The organism is Streptomyces sp. NRRL S-1813 (genome assembly GCF_000719605.1).
GTDB lineage: Bacteria > Actinomycetota > Actinomycetes > Streptomycetales > Streptomycetaceae > Streptomyces > Streptomyces decoyicus.
The window spans coordinates 65,488-81,047 of sequence record NZ_JOHB01000002.1; the positions used below are offsets into that span (position 1 = coordinate 65,488).

At 72.1% G+C, this 15,560-nt stretch carries 13 protein-coding genes; 1 reads left to right on the top strand and 12 read right to left on the bottom strand.

Annotation, left to right across the window (positions count from 1 at the left end; genetic code table 11):
• Positions 1–116 precede the first annotated feature (116 nt).
• From IF67_RS0104970 to IF67_RS0104995, 6 genes are all read right to left on the bottom strand, one after another.
• Positions 117–2,897 carry a fumarate reductase/succinate dehydrogenase flavoprotein subunit gene (locus IF67_RS0104970; RefSeq protein ID WP_030982488.1) on the bottom strand — a complete coding sequence of 927 codons (2,781 nt, stop codon included), beginning with the start codon at positions 2,895–2,897 and terminating at the stop codon, positions 117–119.
• Positions 2,898–2,985: 88 nt separating this feature from the next.
• A complete protein-coding gene (locus tag IF67_RS0104975; RefSeq protein ID WP_078889273.1) occupies positions 2,986–3,768 on the bottom strand; it encodes an ABC transporter ATP-binding protein in 783 nt (260 codons plus the stop codon).
• Entirely contained in the window at positions 3,765–4,652 is an 888-nt protein-coding gene (locus IF67_RS0104980) for an ABC transporter permease (RefSeq protein WP_030982491.1), read from the bottom strand. The genes IF67_RS0104975 and IF67_RS0104980 overlap by 4 nt, the downstream gene beginning before the upstream one ends.
• A complete protein-coding gene (locus IF67_RS0104985; protein ID WP_030982493.1) occupies positions 4,649–6,094 on the bottom strand; it encodes an ABC transporter substrate-binding protein in 1,446 nt (481 codons plus the stop codon). Before IF67_RS0104985 ends, IF67_RS0104980 begins: the two co-directional genes overlap by 4 nt.
• Before the next feature lie 13 nt (positions 6,095–6,107).
• The gene (locus IF67_RS0104990) at positions 6,108–6,335 is read right to left on the bottom strand and encodes a 4Fe-4S dicluster domain-containing protein (protein ID WP_030982496.1); all 228 of its coding nucleotides are present in this window, start codon (positions 6,333–6,335) and stop codon (positions 6,108–6,110) included.
• A 75-nt stretch (positions 6,336–6,410) separates the two neighbouring features.
• On the bottom strand, positions 6,411–7,181 hold the full coding sequence (locus tag IF67_RS0104995; protein ID WP_030982497.1) for a GntR family transcriptional regulator: 771 nt from the start codon (positions 7,179–7,181) through the stop codon (positions 6,411–6,413).
• A 458-nt stretch (positions 7,182–7,639) separates the two neighbouring features.
• Here IF67_RS0104995 and IF67_RS0105000 point away from each other — a divergent pair, with 458 nt between their 5' ends.
• On the top strand, positions 7,640–8,557 hold the full coding sequence (locus tag IF67_RS0105000; RefSeq protein ID WP_037838833.1) for a DMT family transporter: 918 nt from the start codon (positions 7,640–7,642) through the stop codon (positions 8,555–8,557).
• Between the two features lie 57 nt (positions 8,558–8,614).
• On the opposite strand, the gene IF67_RS0105005 is transcribed toward IF67_RS0105000, so the two are convergent.
• The 6 genes from IF67_RS0105005 to IF67_RS0105030 form a co-directional block, all read right to left on the bottom strand.
• The gene (locus IF67_RS0105005; RefSeq protein ID WP_030982502.1) at positions 8,615–10,048 is read right to left on the bottom strand and encodes an aminobutyraldehyde dehydrogenase; all 1,434 of its coding nucleotides are present in this window, start codon (positions 10,046–10,048) and stop codon (positions 8,615–8,617) included.
• Complete coding sequence (locus IF67_RS0105010) at positions 10,041–11,354, bottom strand: flavin monoamine oxidase family protein (RefSeq protein WP_030982504.1); 1,314 nt, start codon at positions 11,352–11,354, stop codon at positions 10,041–10,043. The genes IF67_RS0105005 and IF67_RS0105010 overlap by 8 nt, the downstream gene beginning before the upstream one ends.
• Positions 11,355–11,437: 83 nt before the next feature.
• Entirely contained in the window at positions 11,438–12,556 is a 1,119-nt protein-coding gene (locus IF67_RS0105015; RefSeq protein ID WP_420708604.1) for an ABC transporter ATP-binding protein, read from the bottom strand.
• Complete coding sequence (locus IF67_RS0105020; protein WP_051817600.1) at positions 12,553–13,395, bottom strand: ABC transporter permease; 843 nt, start codon at positions 13,393–13,395, stop codon at positions 12,553–12,555. The genes IF67_RS0105015 and IF67_RS0105020 overlap by 4 nt, the downstream gene beginning before the upstream one ends.
• The gene (locus IF67_RS0105025; protein ID WP_030982509.1) at positions 13,392–14,294 is read right to left on the bottom strand and encodes an ABC transporter permease; all 903 of its coding nucleotides are present in this window, start codon (positions 14,292–14,294) and stop codon (positions 13,392–13,394) included. The genes IF67_RS0105020 and IF67_RS0105025 overlap by 4 nt, the downstream gene beginning before the upstream one ends.
• Position 14,295: 1 nt before the next feature.
• Positions 14,296–15,429: a polyamine ABC transporter substrate-binding protein gene (locus tag IF67_RS0105030; RefSeq protein ID WP_030982510.1), complete on the bottom strand. Its 1,134-nt coding sequence runs from the start codon at positions 15,427–15,429 to the stop codon at positions 14,296–14,298.
• Positions 15,430–15,560: the final 131 nt, after the last annotated feature.

Here is a 15,560-nt window from a genome sequence, read left to right on the forward strand (position 1 = left end):
TCCGGGCCGATTTATACAGCGCGCTTCGGTGGTCGGGCGATGCCGGCGAGTCGCCCGCCGTGCGCCCTCGGCCCACAGCCCGCGGCCCTCCGGCACCCCGGACGCCCGAACGTGTGTCACTCCTTCGAGGCGAGCCGGGCGTGGGCGCGGACATCCGCGTCCGGGTCGTCCGCGACCGCGACCCAGGCCTGGCGGGCCTCCTCGCGGCCGGAGTGCGGGCGCAGCGCGAGAACCCCGGCCCTGCGCACATCCGCGTGCGAGTCGGCGAGCGCGGAGCGCAGCGCGGGCACGGCGAGTTCGGGTCCGGCGGCCGCCAGGGCCGTGGCGGCGCCGGCCCGGACCTGCCAGGCCGGGTCGCCGAGCGCCGCGACGGCCGCGGTGTCGTACGGCGGTGGGCAGCCGGTGGTGGCCAGCGCCGCGAGCGCCGCGGCCCGTACGAGGAGGTCCTCGTCGTGCAGCAGCGCCGCCAGGTCGTCGGGCCCGCCGACCGTGCCGAGGCCGTGCGCGGCGGCGACCCGGACCTCGCGCGAGGGGTCCGCGGCAGCGCGTTGCAGAGCCTCGGAGGCGTCGACGGAGACCAGGGCGCGGACGGCCTGGATCCGCACCTCCACGGCCGGATCGGTGAGCGCGGTGACGAAGAGGGCCCGGTCGCCGAGGCGGAGCGTGCGCAGCACCTCCACGGCCGCCGAGCGGACGACGGCGTCGGGGCCGTGCACGGCGGCGGCCAGCGGTGTGCGCAGGTCGGGCTCCGGTGTCAGGACCTCGATCAGTTCCCGCAGTGAGGCACCGGCGGCGGCCCGTACGGCCGGGTCGGGATCGGCGAGGGCGGCGGCCAGGGCCCGTCCCGTGCCGGGCGGGACGCTTTCGGTGAGCGCGTCCACGGCGGCGCGACGGACGGCCGGGTCGGGGTCGGCGAGGTAGGGGCGAAGCGTCGGGAGGTCGGGCTGGTCCTCGGCGAGGGCGAGGAGTTCGAGGATGCGGGGGGAGGGGCCGGGCGCGGAGCCGTCCCCGGGAGGGTTTCCGGCCGTGACGCCGTCACCTGATGCCGCGCCGTCCGGCACCGCAGCGCTCGCCCCTTCGGGACCCGCGCCCGTGGACCCCACCGGGGGTGTGTCCCTCCGCCCGGCTGTGGCGACCTGCTCGGGGTGGACCTCGCCGAGGAACCGGGGGGTGCCGCCCACCGGGGTGTACTCGTCGACCGGGACGAGATACGGCGCCACGGGCCTGGCCGTGAACTCCATCGCTCCCACGGCCGACTTGCGCAGATCGAGGTGGTGCAGCCAGTCCTCGTCATTGGTCTTCGGGTGGTCCGTGCGCTCGTGGTAGAGGCCCCAGCGGGACTCGGTGCGGGCCAGCGACGACCGGGCGGCCATCTCGGCGCAGTCGCGGATGAAGCCGACCTCGGCGCAGCGCATCAGCTCGTGCGGCGTGCGAGCGCCCATGGCGGCGATATCGGCGTGCATCCGCTCGAAGTGCTCGACGGCCAGCGACAGCCGGGCGCCGCTCTTGGGCGGGGCGACATAGTCGTTGACGAAGCGGCGCAGCTTGTACTCGACCTGCGGCTGCGGCGGGCCGTCGGGGTTGCGCAGCGGCCGGTAGATCAGCTCGTGGGCCTCGTGCAGCTGGTCGGCGGGCAACTCGCCCTGATACGCACGGTGGCGGGCCGCGTCCGCACCCGCGAGATCGCCGAAGACGAACGCGCCGATCATGTAGTTGTGCGGGACACAGGCCAGGTCACCCGCCGCATAGAGACCCGGCACGGTGGTGCGGGCATGGTCGTCGACGCGTACGCCCGACGCCGAGTGACCGCCGCACAGGCCGATCTCGGAGATGTGCATCTCCACGTCATGGGTGCGGTAGTCGTGGCCGCGGCCGGCGTGGAACGTGCCGCGGGTGGGGCGCTCGGTGGTGTGCAGGATCGTCTCCAGGGCGGAGACGGACTCCTCCGGGAGGTGACTGAGCTTCAGGTAGACCGGACCGCGTTCGGAGGCGACCTCGGCCGCGAACTCCGCCATCATCTGCCCCGACCAGTAGTCGGATGCGCCGAACCGTTCGCCGTGCCGGTTGACCTGGTAGCCACCGAAGGGGTTGGCGACATAGGCGCAGGCCGGGCCGTTGTAGTCCTTGATCAGCGGATTGATCTGGAAGCACTCGATGCCGGTCAGTTCGGCGCCCGCGTGATACGCCATGGCGTAGCCGTCGCCCGCGTTGGTGGGGTTCTCGTAGGTGCCGTAGAGGTAGCCGGAGGCGGGCAGGCCGAGGCGGCCGCAGGCACCGGTGGCGAGGATCACCGCGCCGGCCCGGACCGTGACGAACCGCCCCGTACGGGTGTGGAAGCCCGCCGCGCCCACCGCCCGGCCGCCGGAGGTCAGCACCCGCACCGGCATGATGCGGTTCTCGATGCGGATGCGCTCACGCATCTCCCGCCGGCGCAGCTGCCGGTAGAGGACCTTCTTGACGTCCTTGCCCTCCGGCATCGGCAGCACGTACGAGCCGGAGCGGTGCACCTGGCGGACCGCGTACTCGCCGTGCTCGTCCTTCTCGAACTTCACGCCGTACGACTCCAGCCGCTGCACCATCGCAAAGCCGCGGGTCGCGGTCTGGCGGACGGTGGACTGGTCGACGATGCCGTCGTTGGCGCGGGTGATCTCGGCTACATAGTCGTCGGGTTCCGCGCGGCCCGGGACGACGGCGTTGTTGACCCCGTCCATGCCCATGGCGAGCGCACCGGAGTGACGGACATGCGCCTTCTCCAACAGCAGGACGGAGGCGCCGTGTTCGGCGGCGGTGAGCGCCGCCATGGTCCCGGCGGTGCCGCCACCGATCACGAGGACGTCGCAGGACAGCTCCTCGGCGGTGTCGAGGGAGGGGATCTCCATGGCTTCCGTGGTCTCCATGGCGGTGCCTTTCGGTTGCCGGGTCACGTCGTATGACGCGCCCGTCACATCGGTCATGTCGTGGGTCATCCCGGGTCTCGACACCGGGTCAGGGACCGGGCCGGTCGCCCAGGGACGCGAGGACTTCGCGGCGCAGCGCGACCGTCGCAGGATCGGCATGTGCCGCGCGTGCCCGTGGCCGCGGTACGTCCAGCATCCGGCCGGTGCCCGGCAGAGCCACCCGGTCGCCCAGGAACAGCGCCTCGTCCACGTCGTGGGTGACGAAGACGACGGTGGCGCCGGTACCGCGCAGCGCCGTCACCAGCAAGTCCTGCATGCCGGCCCGGGTCTGCGCGTCGAGCGCCCCGAACGGCTCGTCCATCAGGACCGCACGCGGCCGCCCGGCGAGCGCACGGGCCAGCTGGGCGCGCTGCCGCTGCCCGCCGGAGACATGGTGCGGCAGACGTGTGGCGTGCTCGGTGAGTCCGACCCGGGCCAGCCAGTCGTCCGCCCGCGCGCGGCGCTCCGCGCGCGCCACCCCCCGGATGGCCAGCGGGAGTTCCACATTGGCCCGCAGCGTGCGCCAGGGCAGCAGCGCATCCTCCTGGAAGATCAGCGCACGGTCGGCGGCGGGCCCCGCGACCGGTTCGCCGTCCTGGCTCAGCCGGCCGCCGAGCAGTGGCAGCAGGCCCGCCAGAGTGCGCAGCAGAGTGGATTTGCCGCAGCCGGACGGCCCGACGACGGTGAGGATCTCACCGGCGGCGACATCGAGGTCCAGTCCGTCCAGTACGGGGGCGCCGGGCCGGCCCAGCACGGCGTCGTCGAGGACGAGCCGGAGGCCCGGGGCGGGTTCCTGCGCCGGCACCGCGGCGGAGATCTCGGTGCGGGTCATGAGGGCTCTCCGACCGCCGTGCGGGCCACCCGCCACCGGACCCGGCCGCCCGTGGGCCCGGACGGGTCGTCCGCGGTCCGCGGCAGCCACCGCGTCGCGCGCCGTCCCAGCCGTTCCACCGCCGTGGAGGTCAGCCGGCCGAGCAGACCGATCGTGGCCATGCCGACGAACACCCCCGGGTAGTCGACGATGGTGTAGTCCTGCCAGGTCCGGTAGCCCACGCCGTACTCGCCGGAGATCATCTCGGCGGAGATCACACAGATCCACGAGACGCCGATGCCCACCGACAGCCCGCCGAGGATGCCCGGCAGCGCCCCCGGCAGCACCACCGACCACAGCACCCGCCACCGGCCCCCGCCCATGGTGCGGACCGCCTCCTCCCAGACGGGCGTCAGCGCCCGTACCGCATGCCGGGTGGAGACCGTCACCGGGAAGAACGCCGCGGCGAACGTGATGAAGACGATGCCCTGTTCATTGCTGGGGAACAGCAGGATCGCCACCGGTACCAGCGCGATCGCCGGTATGGGGCGCAGCACTTCGAGCAGCGGACCGAGAAGGTCGGAGGCGAGGGGGGAGCGGGCGACGGCGGTGCCGACGGCGACGCCCAGGACGGCGGCGAGGGCGAAGCCGCCGACGATCCGGGTCACACTGTCGGAGACGTCCTGCCAGTACGCGGCCGTGCCGAGCCGGCGGGCGAACTCGTGGGCCGTCTCGATGACGGTCGGGAACTGGGAGAACCGCAGCCACAGGTTCACCCGGTACTGGGCGAGCAACTGCCATACGGCGAGCGCCGCGAGGACCGCTGCCGTGCGCCGGGCAGGGCGGGCCCGGGCCCACCGGCGCGGGCCCGCCCGTCCCGCCCCCGTGGTGGTGGGTGCGCTCACCGGGCCTGCTCCAGAGCGGCGGCGTAGCTGAGGGGGCGCGCACCACGGTGCTTGCGCGTCCAGGCGTCGGCGGTGGCCCGCGCGGCGAAGGGCAGCAGCCGTGCGCCGTCACGGACCCAGACGGATTTGTCGGCGAACCAGCGGGTGCCGGTCGTCGCGTCGGCCACATACGCGGCCCGCACCTTGCCGTGGTGGGCGGCGGCGAACCGCAGCAGGGCGTCCGGGCCGGTGAAGGAGTGGGTACGGTCCTCGCCGCGCAGCCACACCTCGTCGGGCGACGGGTGGGCGGTGCTGTTCCGGGCCTTGGCGTACCCGCTGCCGTAACTCTGCTTGACGTAACGGTCATTGACAAAGGAGTCAACATTGACCGGGCCGGTCAGCTTGCCCGCGCGCAGCACGGTCACATCCTTCTTCAGCGCGGCGACCAGCTGCGGTTTGAGGGTGGGATCGAAGGTGGCGAGGCCGCCGGCGCCGTTGTAGAGGTAGACCACCTCGGGCGGCAGACCGGTGGCCTCGGCGACTCGCCGGGCGGCATCCACCGGGTGGGTCTGCAACGAGCGCGTCGCCTCCCGCTGTGCGGTGAGGAACGCCCGCACCACGGCCGGGCGCTGCGCGGCGAGGGCGTCGCGTACGGTCACACCGTGGAAGGTGGGCAGGCCGAGCGCGCCCCCGTCGTAGAGCGCCTGCGCCTTGCCCTGGAAGGCGAGCAGCCCCGGCCAGGCCACGAACTGGGAGAGGGCGTCCGCGGTGCCCGACTGGAGGGCCGAGGCCCCCACGGCCGGCTGCTGGTTGAGCTTGTGGATGTCCTGTTCCGGATCGATCCCGGCCTGTCGCAGGGCCCGTACGAGAGTGCCGTCGGAAGCCGAGCCGACGCTGCTGGAGACCGTCTTGCCGCGCAGGTCCGCCAGCGACCGCAGGCCGGAACCGGGCTTGGTGACAATGGTGTTGAGCGCCCCGCGCAGGTTGTAGCCGGTGACGGAGATCAGCCGGGTCGGTGCGTGCAACTGCCGGCCACGGGCGGCGTTGATGAGCAGCGGGAAGTCGCCCATCGAGCCGATGTCGACCTTCCCCGCGACCATCTGCGCGGTGATCGGCGCACCGGTCGCGTAGTCCTGCCACCGCACCTTGTACGTCCTGCCGTCGCGCTTGCCCTGGGCGCGCAGCGCACGTTCGAAGAAGCCCAGCGAGCGCAGCAGGGTGCCGGCGGTGACGGTGTTGATGGTCTTGGACTGGTAGCCGACGGTCACGGTGACGGTCTTGTCGTCCGAGGCGTCCGCGGCGGTGCCGCAGCCGCTGAGCGAGGCCGCCAGCAGAGCGGCCGGGAGCGCCGCGGCGAGCGCCCTGCGGTGAGCGGCACGGGGTGCGGCGGAAGAAGGGGCGGGCGGGCGCCGGGAGGGGGAGGGGGACGGCACGAACGGGGAGCCCGTGAATCGGGAGCTCATGAACGGGGGCCTCTCATCGCAACAAATAGGGCATGTTGACCGTGACTGCGCCGGTGGGACAGCGCGCGGCGCACGGCCCGCAGTACCAGCACTCGTCGACGTGCATGTACGCCTTGCTGCTCGCCGGGTCGATGGCGAGCGAGTCCAGGGGGCACATGTCGACGCACAGCGTGCAGCCGTCGATGCACTTGGATTCGTCGATGGTCACGGGCACGTCGGCGCGTTGGGGCGCAAGAGGCATGGCGGTCTCCAGGGCATGGCGGGGGAGGGGAATGGCGGGGGGGGGGAGCGGGCGGGGGGAAGCGGGGGCGGGGGCTCAGATCGTGCGGTGCAACAGGCCCCGCATGGTGAGACGGTCACCGCGGAAGCGGATGAACTCCAGGTCGACGGGGGTGCCGTCGGCGAGATGGGTGAGGCGTTCGAGCATCAGCACGGCCGTGCCGCGCGGCGCCTCCAGTACGGCGGCGGAGTGCGCATCGGCATTGACGGCCTCCAGGGTGATCTCGGCGGTGCCCAGCGGCTGTCCCGCCGTCTCCTCGATCAGCCGGAAAACGTCGTTGTTCTCCAGATCGGCGTCGAGCAGGGGCAGCCCGATGTCCATCGGGATGTAGGTGAGGTCCAGGGAGAGGGGCAGGCCGTCGAGCCTGCGCAGCCGTTCCACGTAGAGCACCTCGCCGCGCGGCGGGATCCGCAACCGGTCCGCCACCGGGGCCGGGGCGGCGACCGGGCTGATGGTGCGCACCTCGTTGGTGACCCGGCCGTGCGAGTGCAGGGTCTCGGCGAGACCCATCAGCCGGTCGAGCGCATGCGGATACTTCTGGCCCACCACCACCGTTCCCACACCCGGCTGGCGGGCCACGAGCCGTTCGGCACGGAGCAGGTCGAGGGCCTGACGGACGGTGTTGCGGGAGACGCCGTAGTCCGCGCCGATCACCTCCTCGTGCGGCAGCACCCCGTCGGGGAAGAGGCTGCCGAGCACCTGGTGCCGCAGCAGGTCGGCGAGCTGCCGGGCGCGGTCCGCGCGGAGCCGGCGACGGCGCGCGGCGGCTACCGGAGTGGTGTGCTGGCGGGTGCGTTCGGCTGGCATGCGGTGGACCCTACCGAGCAGATCCGGCCCATGGTGTTGCCGCAGTATTGCGCCACCTACCGCCGTGCGAAGAGCGGCTGTGACCTGGGCGTACGGCGCTGCCGCGGCAAGATCTGCCACCCCGGACACGGCCGCACGGCACCCCCGCGCGGCCCCCCGGCACACTCCACGTTGACCCCCACGGCACACCCCGCGCCGGCCGCCCGGCACCCCCGCGGCAGCCCTTCCGGCGTCCCCGCGGCAGCCTTTCCGATTGCCCCGCGACACCGCGGATGCGGCCGTCCGGCCCAGCGGATGCGGCCGTCCGGCATCCGTGTCGCCGGGCGGTCCGCGCCGACCTCCGGATAGCGTCGAAGCCCAGTACAACGCCGCCCCCGCCCCGACCCGCACCGCCCGGCGCGGCCGCCGGCGGTGCGGGCCCGCAGCCGGGCCTGGGCGGCCGACGAGGAGGTGGGCGCGTGGCGGCCGTAGTGTTCGCGTTGCTCGCGGCCGCCAGCAATGCGCTGGCCACGGTGCTCCAGCGACGCGCGGCCCGCACGGTCCCGCTGTCCACCGGGCTGCGCCTCGGTCTGCTCGTCGATCTGCTGCACCGTGCCGTCTGGCTCGGCGGGATGCTCGCGGTCATCGCCGCGGCCTGCTTCCAGGCGCTGGCCCTGTCGCAGGGAGCGCTGTCGGTGGTGCAGCCCCTCTTCGTCCTGGAACTGCCCCTGGCCCTGCTCATCGGACGGGTCATCCTCGGCGGACAGATCTCCCGCGGCGGATGGACAGGGGTGGTGCTGCTCGTCGTCGGACTCGGCTGCGCCCTCGCGGCCGCCGCGCCCACCATCGGCACCGACCATGCCGCGTTCAGCAGCTGGGTGCCCGCGCTCGTGGTCTGCGCCGCGGTGATCGCCACGGCGGTCGCTGCCGCACTCCGCCATGGGGAGGGCGGTGTACGGGCGGCCTGCTTCGCCGGGGCGACGGCGGTCGCCTACGCACTCACCGCGGCGTTGATGAAGGACGCCACCCACGCCTGGCAGACCGGCGGCCCCGCCGCGTTCTTCACGGCGTGGCAGACCTACGGCTTCGCCGCCGTCGGAGTGACGGCCCTCTTCCTGCTGGAAAACGCCATGCAGTCGGGTCCGCTGACCGCCTCGCAGCCGGTCCTCACCCTCGGAGACGCGCTGGTGAGCCTGTCGCTGGGCGTCACCCTCTACGACGAACGGGTCCGGACCGGCTGGTGGCTGATCCCCGAATGCCTGGGCATCGCCCTGGTCCTGTGGGGCGCCGTGCTGCTCTCCCGCGTCGCGCTGGCCCGGGATCTGACCGGCGCTCAGGACACGGCGCCCGCGGCCGCCCGGGAGACCGGTACGGAGCCCGGACCGGCGGATACGTGAGCGCCGTGCGACGACCCGCGGCGCCCCCGGGCAGGGCCGCGGCCGGAAGCTGTCGCCTCACAGCATGACGTGCTTGACCTGGGTGTAGTCCAACAGCCCCGCCAGGGACAGATCGCTGCCGTAGCCGGAGTGTTTGACCCCGCCGTGCGGCATCTCCGACACCGTGGTGCCGTGGGTGTTCACCCACACGATCCCGGTGTGCAGGGCCCGGGTGGCCCGCATGGCCCGCGCGTGGTCGGCGGTCCACACGCTCGCCGCCAGACCGAACCGGACCCCGTTCGCCAGCCGGAGAGCCTCGGTCTCGTCCGTGAAGGGCTGCATCGTGACGACCGGGCCGAAGATCTCCTCCTGCACGATCTCGTCGCTCTGGCGCACCCCGGCAACGACCGTGGGGGAGTGGAACCATCCCGGCCGCCCCACCGCCGTACCTCCCGTCACCACCTCGGCATGGCGCGGAAGGCGGCTCAGCAAGCCTCGCACCGAGTCCAGTTGGGCCGCGCTGTTGAGCGGGCCGTAGTCGGCGTCCGGTTCGCCGGGCGGCCCGGTGCGCAGCTTGTGGGCGGCTGCCGCGAACGCGGCCACAAAGGCCTCGTACCGTCGGTGGTGCACCAGGAACCGGGTGGGAGCGGTGCAGTCCTGGCCGGCGTTGTAGTAGGCGACGGCCGCGAGCTCGGCCGCGGTGGCCTCCACCTCCACGTCCTCATGGATGACGACCGGGGCGTTCCCGCCCAGCTCCAGATGCACCCGTTTGAGATCCGCCGCGGCGGCCGCGGCGATCTCCCGCCCGGCCCGGACGCTGCCGGTGACGGCGAGGAGACGGGGTACAGGGTGCGCCGTCAGCGACCGGCCGGTGTCGCGGTCACCGCAGACCACATTGAGCACCCCTGGCGGCAGGTGATCCGCGGCGATCCCGGCGAGCAGAGCGGTGGACGACGGGGTGGTGTCGGCGGGCTTCAGGACGGTCGTGTTGCCTGCCGCGAGCGCCGGGGCGACCTTCCATGCGGCCATCATCAGCGGGTAGTTCCAGGGGGTGATCTGGGCGCAGACACCCACCGGTTCGCGCCGCAGCACGGAGGTACGGCCCTCGGTGTACTCGGCGGCGGCCGCCCCCGGCAGATTGCGCGCCGCCCCCGCGAAGTAGCGGAAGGTGTCGATGACCGCGGGCAGTTCCTCCGTCCGGAACTGCTCAGGTGGCTTGCCGGTGTCCCCGACCTCGGCGGCCACCAGGGCGTCGGCGTGCTCCTCGATCGCGTCGGCGATCCGCAGCAGCGCCTGCTGCCGCTGCGCGGGAGTGGTCAGCGACCAGCGGGCGAAGGCGGCCTCCGCCGTGGTGCACGCCGCGTCCGTATCGGACGGGCCGGAGCGCGGGGCACTGCCGTGCACCTCGCCGGTGGCGGGGTCGATCAGGTCCATCGTCGCGCCGGAGGCCGCCGGGCGGTCGGCCCCCGCGAGGTGATTACGGACCGGGCCGGCCGGGCCTGCCTCAGCCATGACGGAGCACCTCGCGCGCCGCACCGCGGCCGGTGCGTACCGCGCCCTCCATATAGCCGGCCACCCACTGGTCGGATCCGCAGACGTAGAAGGGCGGTTCGTGGGAGCCGTGCAGCGGACCGACCGCCATCACATCGCCCGGATTCCACTGCGTGACGTAGCCCTGGGTCCAGGGGTCGGTGCCCCACATCCGCAGATACGACGTGAACGGCTGAAAGGCCTCGGCGCCATAGAGCCGGGCCATGTCCGAGAGCAGCTCATGGTCGCGGACGGCGGCGGGCATGCCCAGCAGGACGCCGTAGCGCTCGGGCGGGATCAGCGCGGAGAGGATGCCCTCGCTCTGCGGCCAGGTGCTGCCCAGCACGCCTTCGCATTCGGAGAGTCCGTTGAGGTCCAGGCTGCGCCAGAAGGGCTTGTCGTAGGCCGCGGCGAACTTGGCCGCGACGGCCTGCCGCTGGCGGTGCAGCGAGGCGAGCCGGGCCTCGGAGACGCCGGTCAGGGCGACCGAGCGCAGCGGACCGACCGGCAGGGCGCTGACCACGGCATCCGCGGTCAGGGTCTCCCCGCCGGCCAGGCGTACCCGGCAGCCGCCCGGTCGCACCGTCACCTCCTCGACGGCCGCTTCGAGCCGGATGCGCCGGCCGAGTTCCGTCGCCATGCGCAGTGCCACGGTCGCCGATCCCTCGGCCACCCGCAGGCCCTCCCAGTCCTCATAGGCGTAGGGGTCGTCACCGGGGACCGTGGCGTGTTTGCGCAGTGCGGCGAGCAGGGAGGTGCGTTCGTAGGAACCGCTGGCCAGGGCCAGTTGGCCGATTTCCCACAGCCGCACGACGGCCGGGCTCGCCCCCTCGCCGCGCAGCCAGGCACCGACCGACAGCCGGTCGAGGGTCTCCGCGTGCGGATGGGACCACGGGTCCAGCGGGTCCACGGTCCGCGCCAGCGTGACGAATGCGTCGGTGACCTTCCGGTGGCAGGCCTCGTCGCCGGGGCCGAACCAGTGCGGCGGGTCGCCGGCCGAGACCCCTTCCGCCGTGGCCCGTGCCATCCGGCCCGGCTCGGCGACATAGCTGGGGATGAGGGTCAGACCCAGCTCGGCGGCCAGGGCGAGGTAGGCGGTGTGGGCCCGGCCGACCACCTCTCCGCCGAGCTGGACCAGCCGGCCGTCGGGCAGCACGGCCTGCTCGACGCGTCCGCCGACCCGGTCACGGGCTTCGAGGACGAGGACGTCGGCGCCGGCCGCGCTCAGGTCCCGTGCCGCGGCGAGACCGGCGAGGCCGGCGCCGAGCACAATGACATCGTGATTCATGGGGGAGCGTTCCTTTGCTGTCGGTGAGCGGCTGGGGCGTGCGGACTGTCGGCGGGACGGGGCCGGAGCCCCTGGGGGATCCCCTAATCCAGGACCAGACAGTGCTCGGGCTTCCAGCCGATCTCCACGCTCTCGCCGCCGCTCCAGCGGTCCTCCATGCGCGAGCGGTCGGTGTTCTGCTCCAGCACGGACACGGTGACGCCGGGAGCGAGTTCGATCAGATAGGTGGTGGTGGGGCCGGAGTACACGGTCTCCCGGACCACGCCGTTCACCAGCGCCATCCCCGGTTCGAAATCGGAGAGCCAGATCTTCTCGGGCCGTATCGACAGACTGACGCTGCTGCCGTCGGCGACACCGCTGCGCGCACCGACCGGCAGCGCGGGGCCGCAGTCGAGGACGACCTGCCCGTCGCGGTAGGTGCCGGGGACGAGATTGGACGTCCCCATGAAGGACGCCACGAACCGGCTCGCGGGGCGTTCGTAGACGTCCTCCGGCGTCCCGCACTGTTCCACATGGCCCTCGTTCATCACGGCCACCCGGTCCGACATGGTCAGCGCCTCGTCCTGGTCATGGGTGACGAAGACGAAGGTGATGCCGACCTCGCGCTGGATCTGCTTGAGTTCGACCTGCATCCGCCGCCGGAGCTTGAGGTCGAGCGCGGCCAGCGGCTCGTCGAGCAGCAGCACCTGGGGCCGGTTGACCAGGGCGCGGGCCAGGGCGACCCGCTGGCGCTGCCCGCCGGAGAGCGTGCCGGGTTTGCGGTCGCCGAGACCGCCGAGTTGCACCCGGTCGAGCATGGCACCGACCCGTTCACGGATCTCGGCGCGGGCCACGCCCTTGCGCTTGAGGCCGAAGGCCACGTTGTCAGCCACCGAGAGGTGGTCGAAGAGGGCGTAGCTCTGGAAGACCGTATTGACGTTGCGCTTGTCCGGCGGGAGCGCGGTCACGTCCTCACCGCTGAGCAGGATGGTGCCCGCGGTGGGGTCGGTGAAGCCGCCGATCATCCGCAGGGAGGTGGTCTTGCCGCAGCCGGACGGGCCGAGGAGGGAGAAGAACTCGCCGGGAGCGATGTCCAGGGAGAGGTCCTGCACCGCGTAGGAACCGCCGTAGTTCTTGCTGATGTGGTCGAGCCGGACGGCGGGCGTGCCGTCGGCCGGGGCCGCGCCGGCGGAGGGCGTGTCGGAGGAGGTCATGGGTGTCACTTCCCGGAGAGCAGGTCGAGGCCACCGCGGCGGCCGAACAGACGCGGGATGGCCAGGGCGAGCCCGATGAGGCCGATGGAACCGGCGAGCATCAGCGTGCCGACCGCATTGATGGTGGGCTGTACGCCGAACCGGATCGCCGAGTAGATGCGTACGGAGAGCGGCTGCGGGTCCACGCCGGTGGTGAAGTAGGCCAGCACGAAGTCGTCGAAGACCAGGGCGAAGACGAGCACCGCGGAGGCCAGGATGCTGGGCAGCAGCGCGGGCAGGGTGACCAGCCGCAGGGCCTGCCAGCGGGTGGCGCCCAGGTCCATCGCGGCCTCCTCGACCTCCGGGTTGAGGGCGGCGATCCGCGAGCGCAGGATCACCGTCACATAGGAGATGGAGAAGGTGATCTCGGCGAGCATCACGGTGCCGGAGGAGAGGGTGATGTCCATGCCCTTGAAGAGCAGCATCGCGGCGACACCGGTGACGATCTCCGGGGTGATCAGCGGGACCAGCATGATCAGGCCGGCCAGCGAGCCGAGCCGGGTACGGCAGCGCACCAGCCCCAGGGCCAGCGCCACTCCCAGGATCACCGACCCCGCCATGGCCACCAGGGAGACCCGCAGGCTCATGCCGAGCGATTCGAGCAGCACGTTGTCGTGGAAGAAGGCGGAGTACCAGCGGAGGCTGAAGCCCTTGAAGACGGTGAGGGACTTCTGGCCGTTGAAGGAGAAAAGGACGACCACCCCGATGGGGAGGTAGAGGAGGAGGAAGAAGAGGGTGGTGACCGTGAGGGCGAGCCGGGGCCTGCAGTCGGTGCCGCGGCGGTGCCGGCGCGGGGGGCGGAGCGTCATCGGGCGGCCTCCGCCTCGTCCTTGCGGGTGCGCCGCAGATAGCCGAGCATCCCGATGAAGAGCACCGCCATCATCAGCATGGTGAGGGCGGAGCCGAGCGGCCAGTTCTGGCCCTGGAAGAACTTGTCCTGGATCAGGTTGCCGATCATGATCTGGTCCGGGCCTCCCATCAGCTGGGCGCTCACGAAGTCGCCCATGGCGGGCAGGAAGACCAGGACGGCGCCCGCGGCCGCGCCCTGCCGGGTCGCCGGGAGGGTGACGAAGAAGAAGGTCCGCAACGGCCCTCCGTACAGGTCGCGTCCCGCCTCGATCAGCGAGAGGTCCATCCGTTCCAGCGCCGCGTACAGCGGGATGATCATGAAGACGATGAAGCCGTAGACGAGCCCGGCGATGACGCCGATCCCGCTCTGGAGGATCTTGGTGTGCCCGTCGGCGAGTCCGACCGCGCGCAGCGCCTTCAGCACCGGTCCGCCGTCGGACAGCACCACCGACCAGCCGTACATCCGCACCAGGTAGTTGGCGAAGAACGGGACGACGATCGCGGCGATCAGCAGATTCTTGAACCGCCCGCCGTGCAGGGCGATGGTGTAGGCGACCGGATAGGCCACGACCAGACAGACCACGCAGGCGATCAGCGAGAAACCCAGCGAGCGCAGCAGCACGATGCGGTAGGCCGGGTCGGCCATTGCCGCGATGTTGTCGAAGTTGAACCCGAAGCGCGGGTTGCCGAGGGGGTCGGTGGTGCCCAGGGCCAGAGTGGCCACGAGGATCAGGGAGGCGATGAGGAACCCGGTCATCCACAGGGTGCCGGGGAGCATGAGCCAGGTCCACAGCCGGGTGCCGGACGCGGAGCGCCCGCGCCGGTCCCGGAGTGCCCCGGAGGGGGTGCGTTGTGCCATGTCAGCCGGCTTTCACGTGGGTCCAGGCGGTATCGCGGGCCTGCTCGCCCCTCGAGGACGCGTTGCGGAAGAAGAGATCGGCCTTGAGGTCGTCGGGGGCGACCAGGCACTGCGGGAACGGCTTCACGATCGAGGCGTAGACGTCCTCACTGCCGCCGACCGGCATGGGGTAGCCGATGTACCGGATGTTCTTGCGCACATTCTCGGGTCTGAGCATGTAGTCGATGAAGAGCATCGCCGTACCGGGATGGCGGGCGTTGGCGGGGATCGCGTAGCAGTCCGAGTTGATCGGCGCGCCCTCCCGGGCCACTTCGAAGCCGAGGACGGACGGGTCCTTGGCCTGGCCGAGCATGGCGGCCATGTCCCCGCTCCAGGCCTGGGTCATCACCGCGTTGCCGTTGAGCAGGTTGTTGTAGCTGTCGCTGGAGAAGCCGCGCAGCCGGGGGCGGAGACTCTGGAGCGTGGCGGTGATCCGGGCGAGGTCGCGTGCGTCGGCGGTGTCGATGTCCAGGCCGAGTTTGAGCGCGGCCATGCCGAGGACCTCGTCGCGGTCGTCGAGGACGAAGACCTGTCCTTTCGCCCGGGCGTTCCACAGGTCGGCCCAGGAGCCGGTCAGGTCGTCGCCTATCCGGTCCTTCCGCCAGCCGATGCCCGTCTTGTACATGGTGAACGGGACGGTATGCGCGGAGTGGCGGTCGTACCAGGGGTCGGCGAAGTAGCGGTACCGGCCGAACACCGCGTCGGCGTGCGGCAGCCGGGAGTGATCGATACGGCGCAGCCGCCGGCCGTCGGCCAGCCGCTGGGCCCATTTCGCGGTGGGGAAGATGACGTCGTAGCGGTTCCCGGCGTTGAGCTTGGCGGCCATGCCCTCCATCGAGTCGAAGTTGGACTGGATGACCTTGACGCCGTACTCCTTCTCGAATCCGTCGAAGACGGCCGGGGCGACGAAGTCCGCCCAGTTGAAATACACCAGATCGCCGTCCGCCTTGACGTCGATCGGCTGGTCCGGGTCTCCGAAGGCGTTGCGTTCCTCCGGCAGAAAGCCGCATCCGGCCAGGCCGAGACCGAACGCCGCGGCGACGCCCGAGCGCAGAAACGCGCGCCGGGACGGAGATGGAGGTTCCTCGGGGGACATGGGGTCCTCTCCGTAGGGGATGAGCGCTGCTTCAGGGAGCGGTCACGGATGCACGGAAGCCCTGTCCTCCGTGCGGGACCTGTCAGCCGTGGCGCGGGGCGTCGCGCGCCGAGGGGGACGGCTCATGGCGC

Coding starts and splice junctions, on each gene's coding strand:
- IF67_RS0104970 (WP_030982488.1), bottom strand. CDS start 2,897: ATGGAGACCACGGAAGCCATGGAGATCCCCTCCCTCGACACCGCCGAG.
- IF67_RS0105005 (WP_030982502.1), bottom strand. CDS start 10,048: ATGGCTGAGGCAGGCCCGGCCGGCCCGGTCCGTAATCACCTCGCGGGG.
- IF67_RS0105010 (WP_030982504.1), bottom strand. CDS start 11,354: ATGAATCACGATGTCATTGTGCTCGGCGCCGGCCTCGCCGGTCTCGCC.
- IF67_RS0104985 (WP_030982493.1), bottom strand. CDS start 6,094: ATGAGCTCCCGATTCACGGGCTCCCCGTTCGTGCCGTCCCCCTCCCCC.
- IF67_RS0105020 (WP_051817600.1), bottom strand. CDS start 13,395: ATGACGCTCCGCCCCCCGCGCCGGCACCGCCGCGGCACCGACTGCAGG.
- IF67_RS0105025 (WP_030982509.1), bottom strand. CDS start 14,294: ATGGCACAACGCACCCCCTCCGGGGCACTCCGGGACCGGCGCGGGCGC.
- IF67_RS0105030 (WP_030982510.1), bottom strand. CDS start 15,429: ATGTCCCCCGAGGAACCTCCATCTCCGTCCCGGCGCGCGTTTCTGCGC.
- IF67_RS0104975 (WP_078889273.1), bottom strand. CDS start 3,768: ATGACCCGCACCGAGATCTCCGCCGCGGTGCCGGCGCAGGAACCCGCC.
- IF67_RS0104995 (WP_030982497.1), bottom strand. CDS start 7,181: ATGCCAGCCGAACGCACCCGCCAGCACACCACTCCGGTAGCCGCCGCG.
- IF67_RS0104990 (WP_030982496.1), bottom strand. CDS start 6,335: ATGCCTCTTGCGCCCCAACGCGCCGACGTGCCCGTGACCATCGACGAA.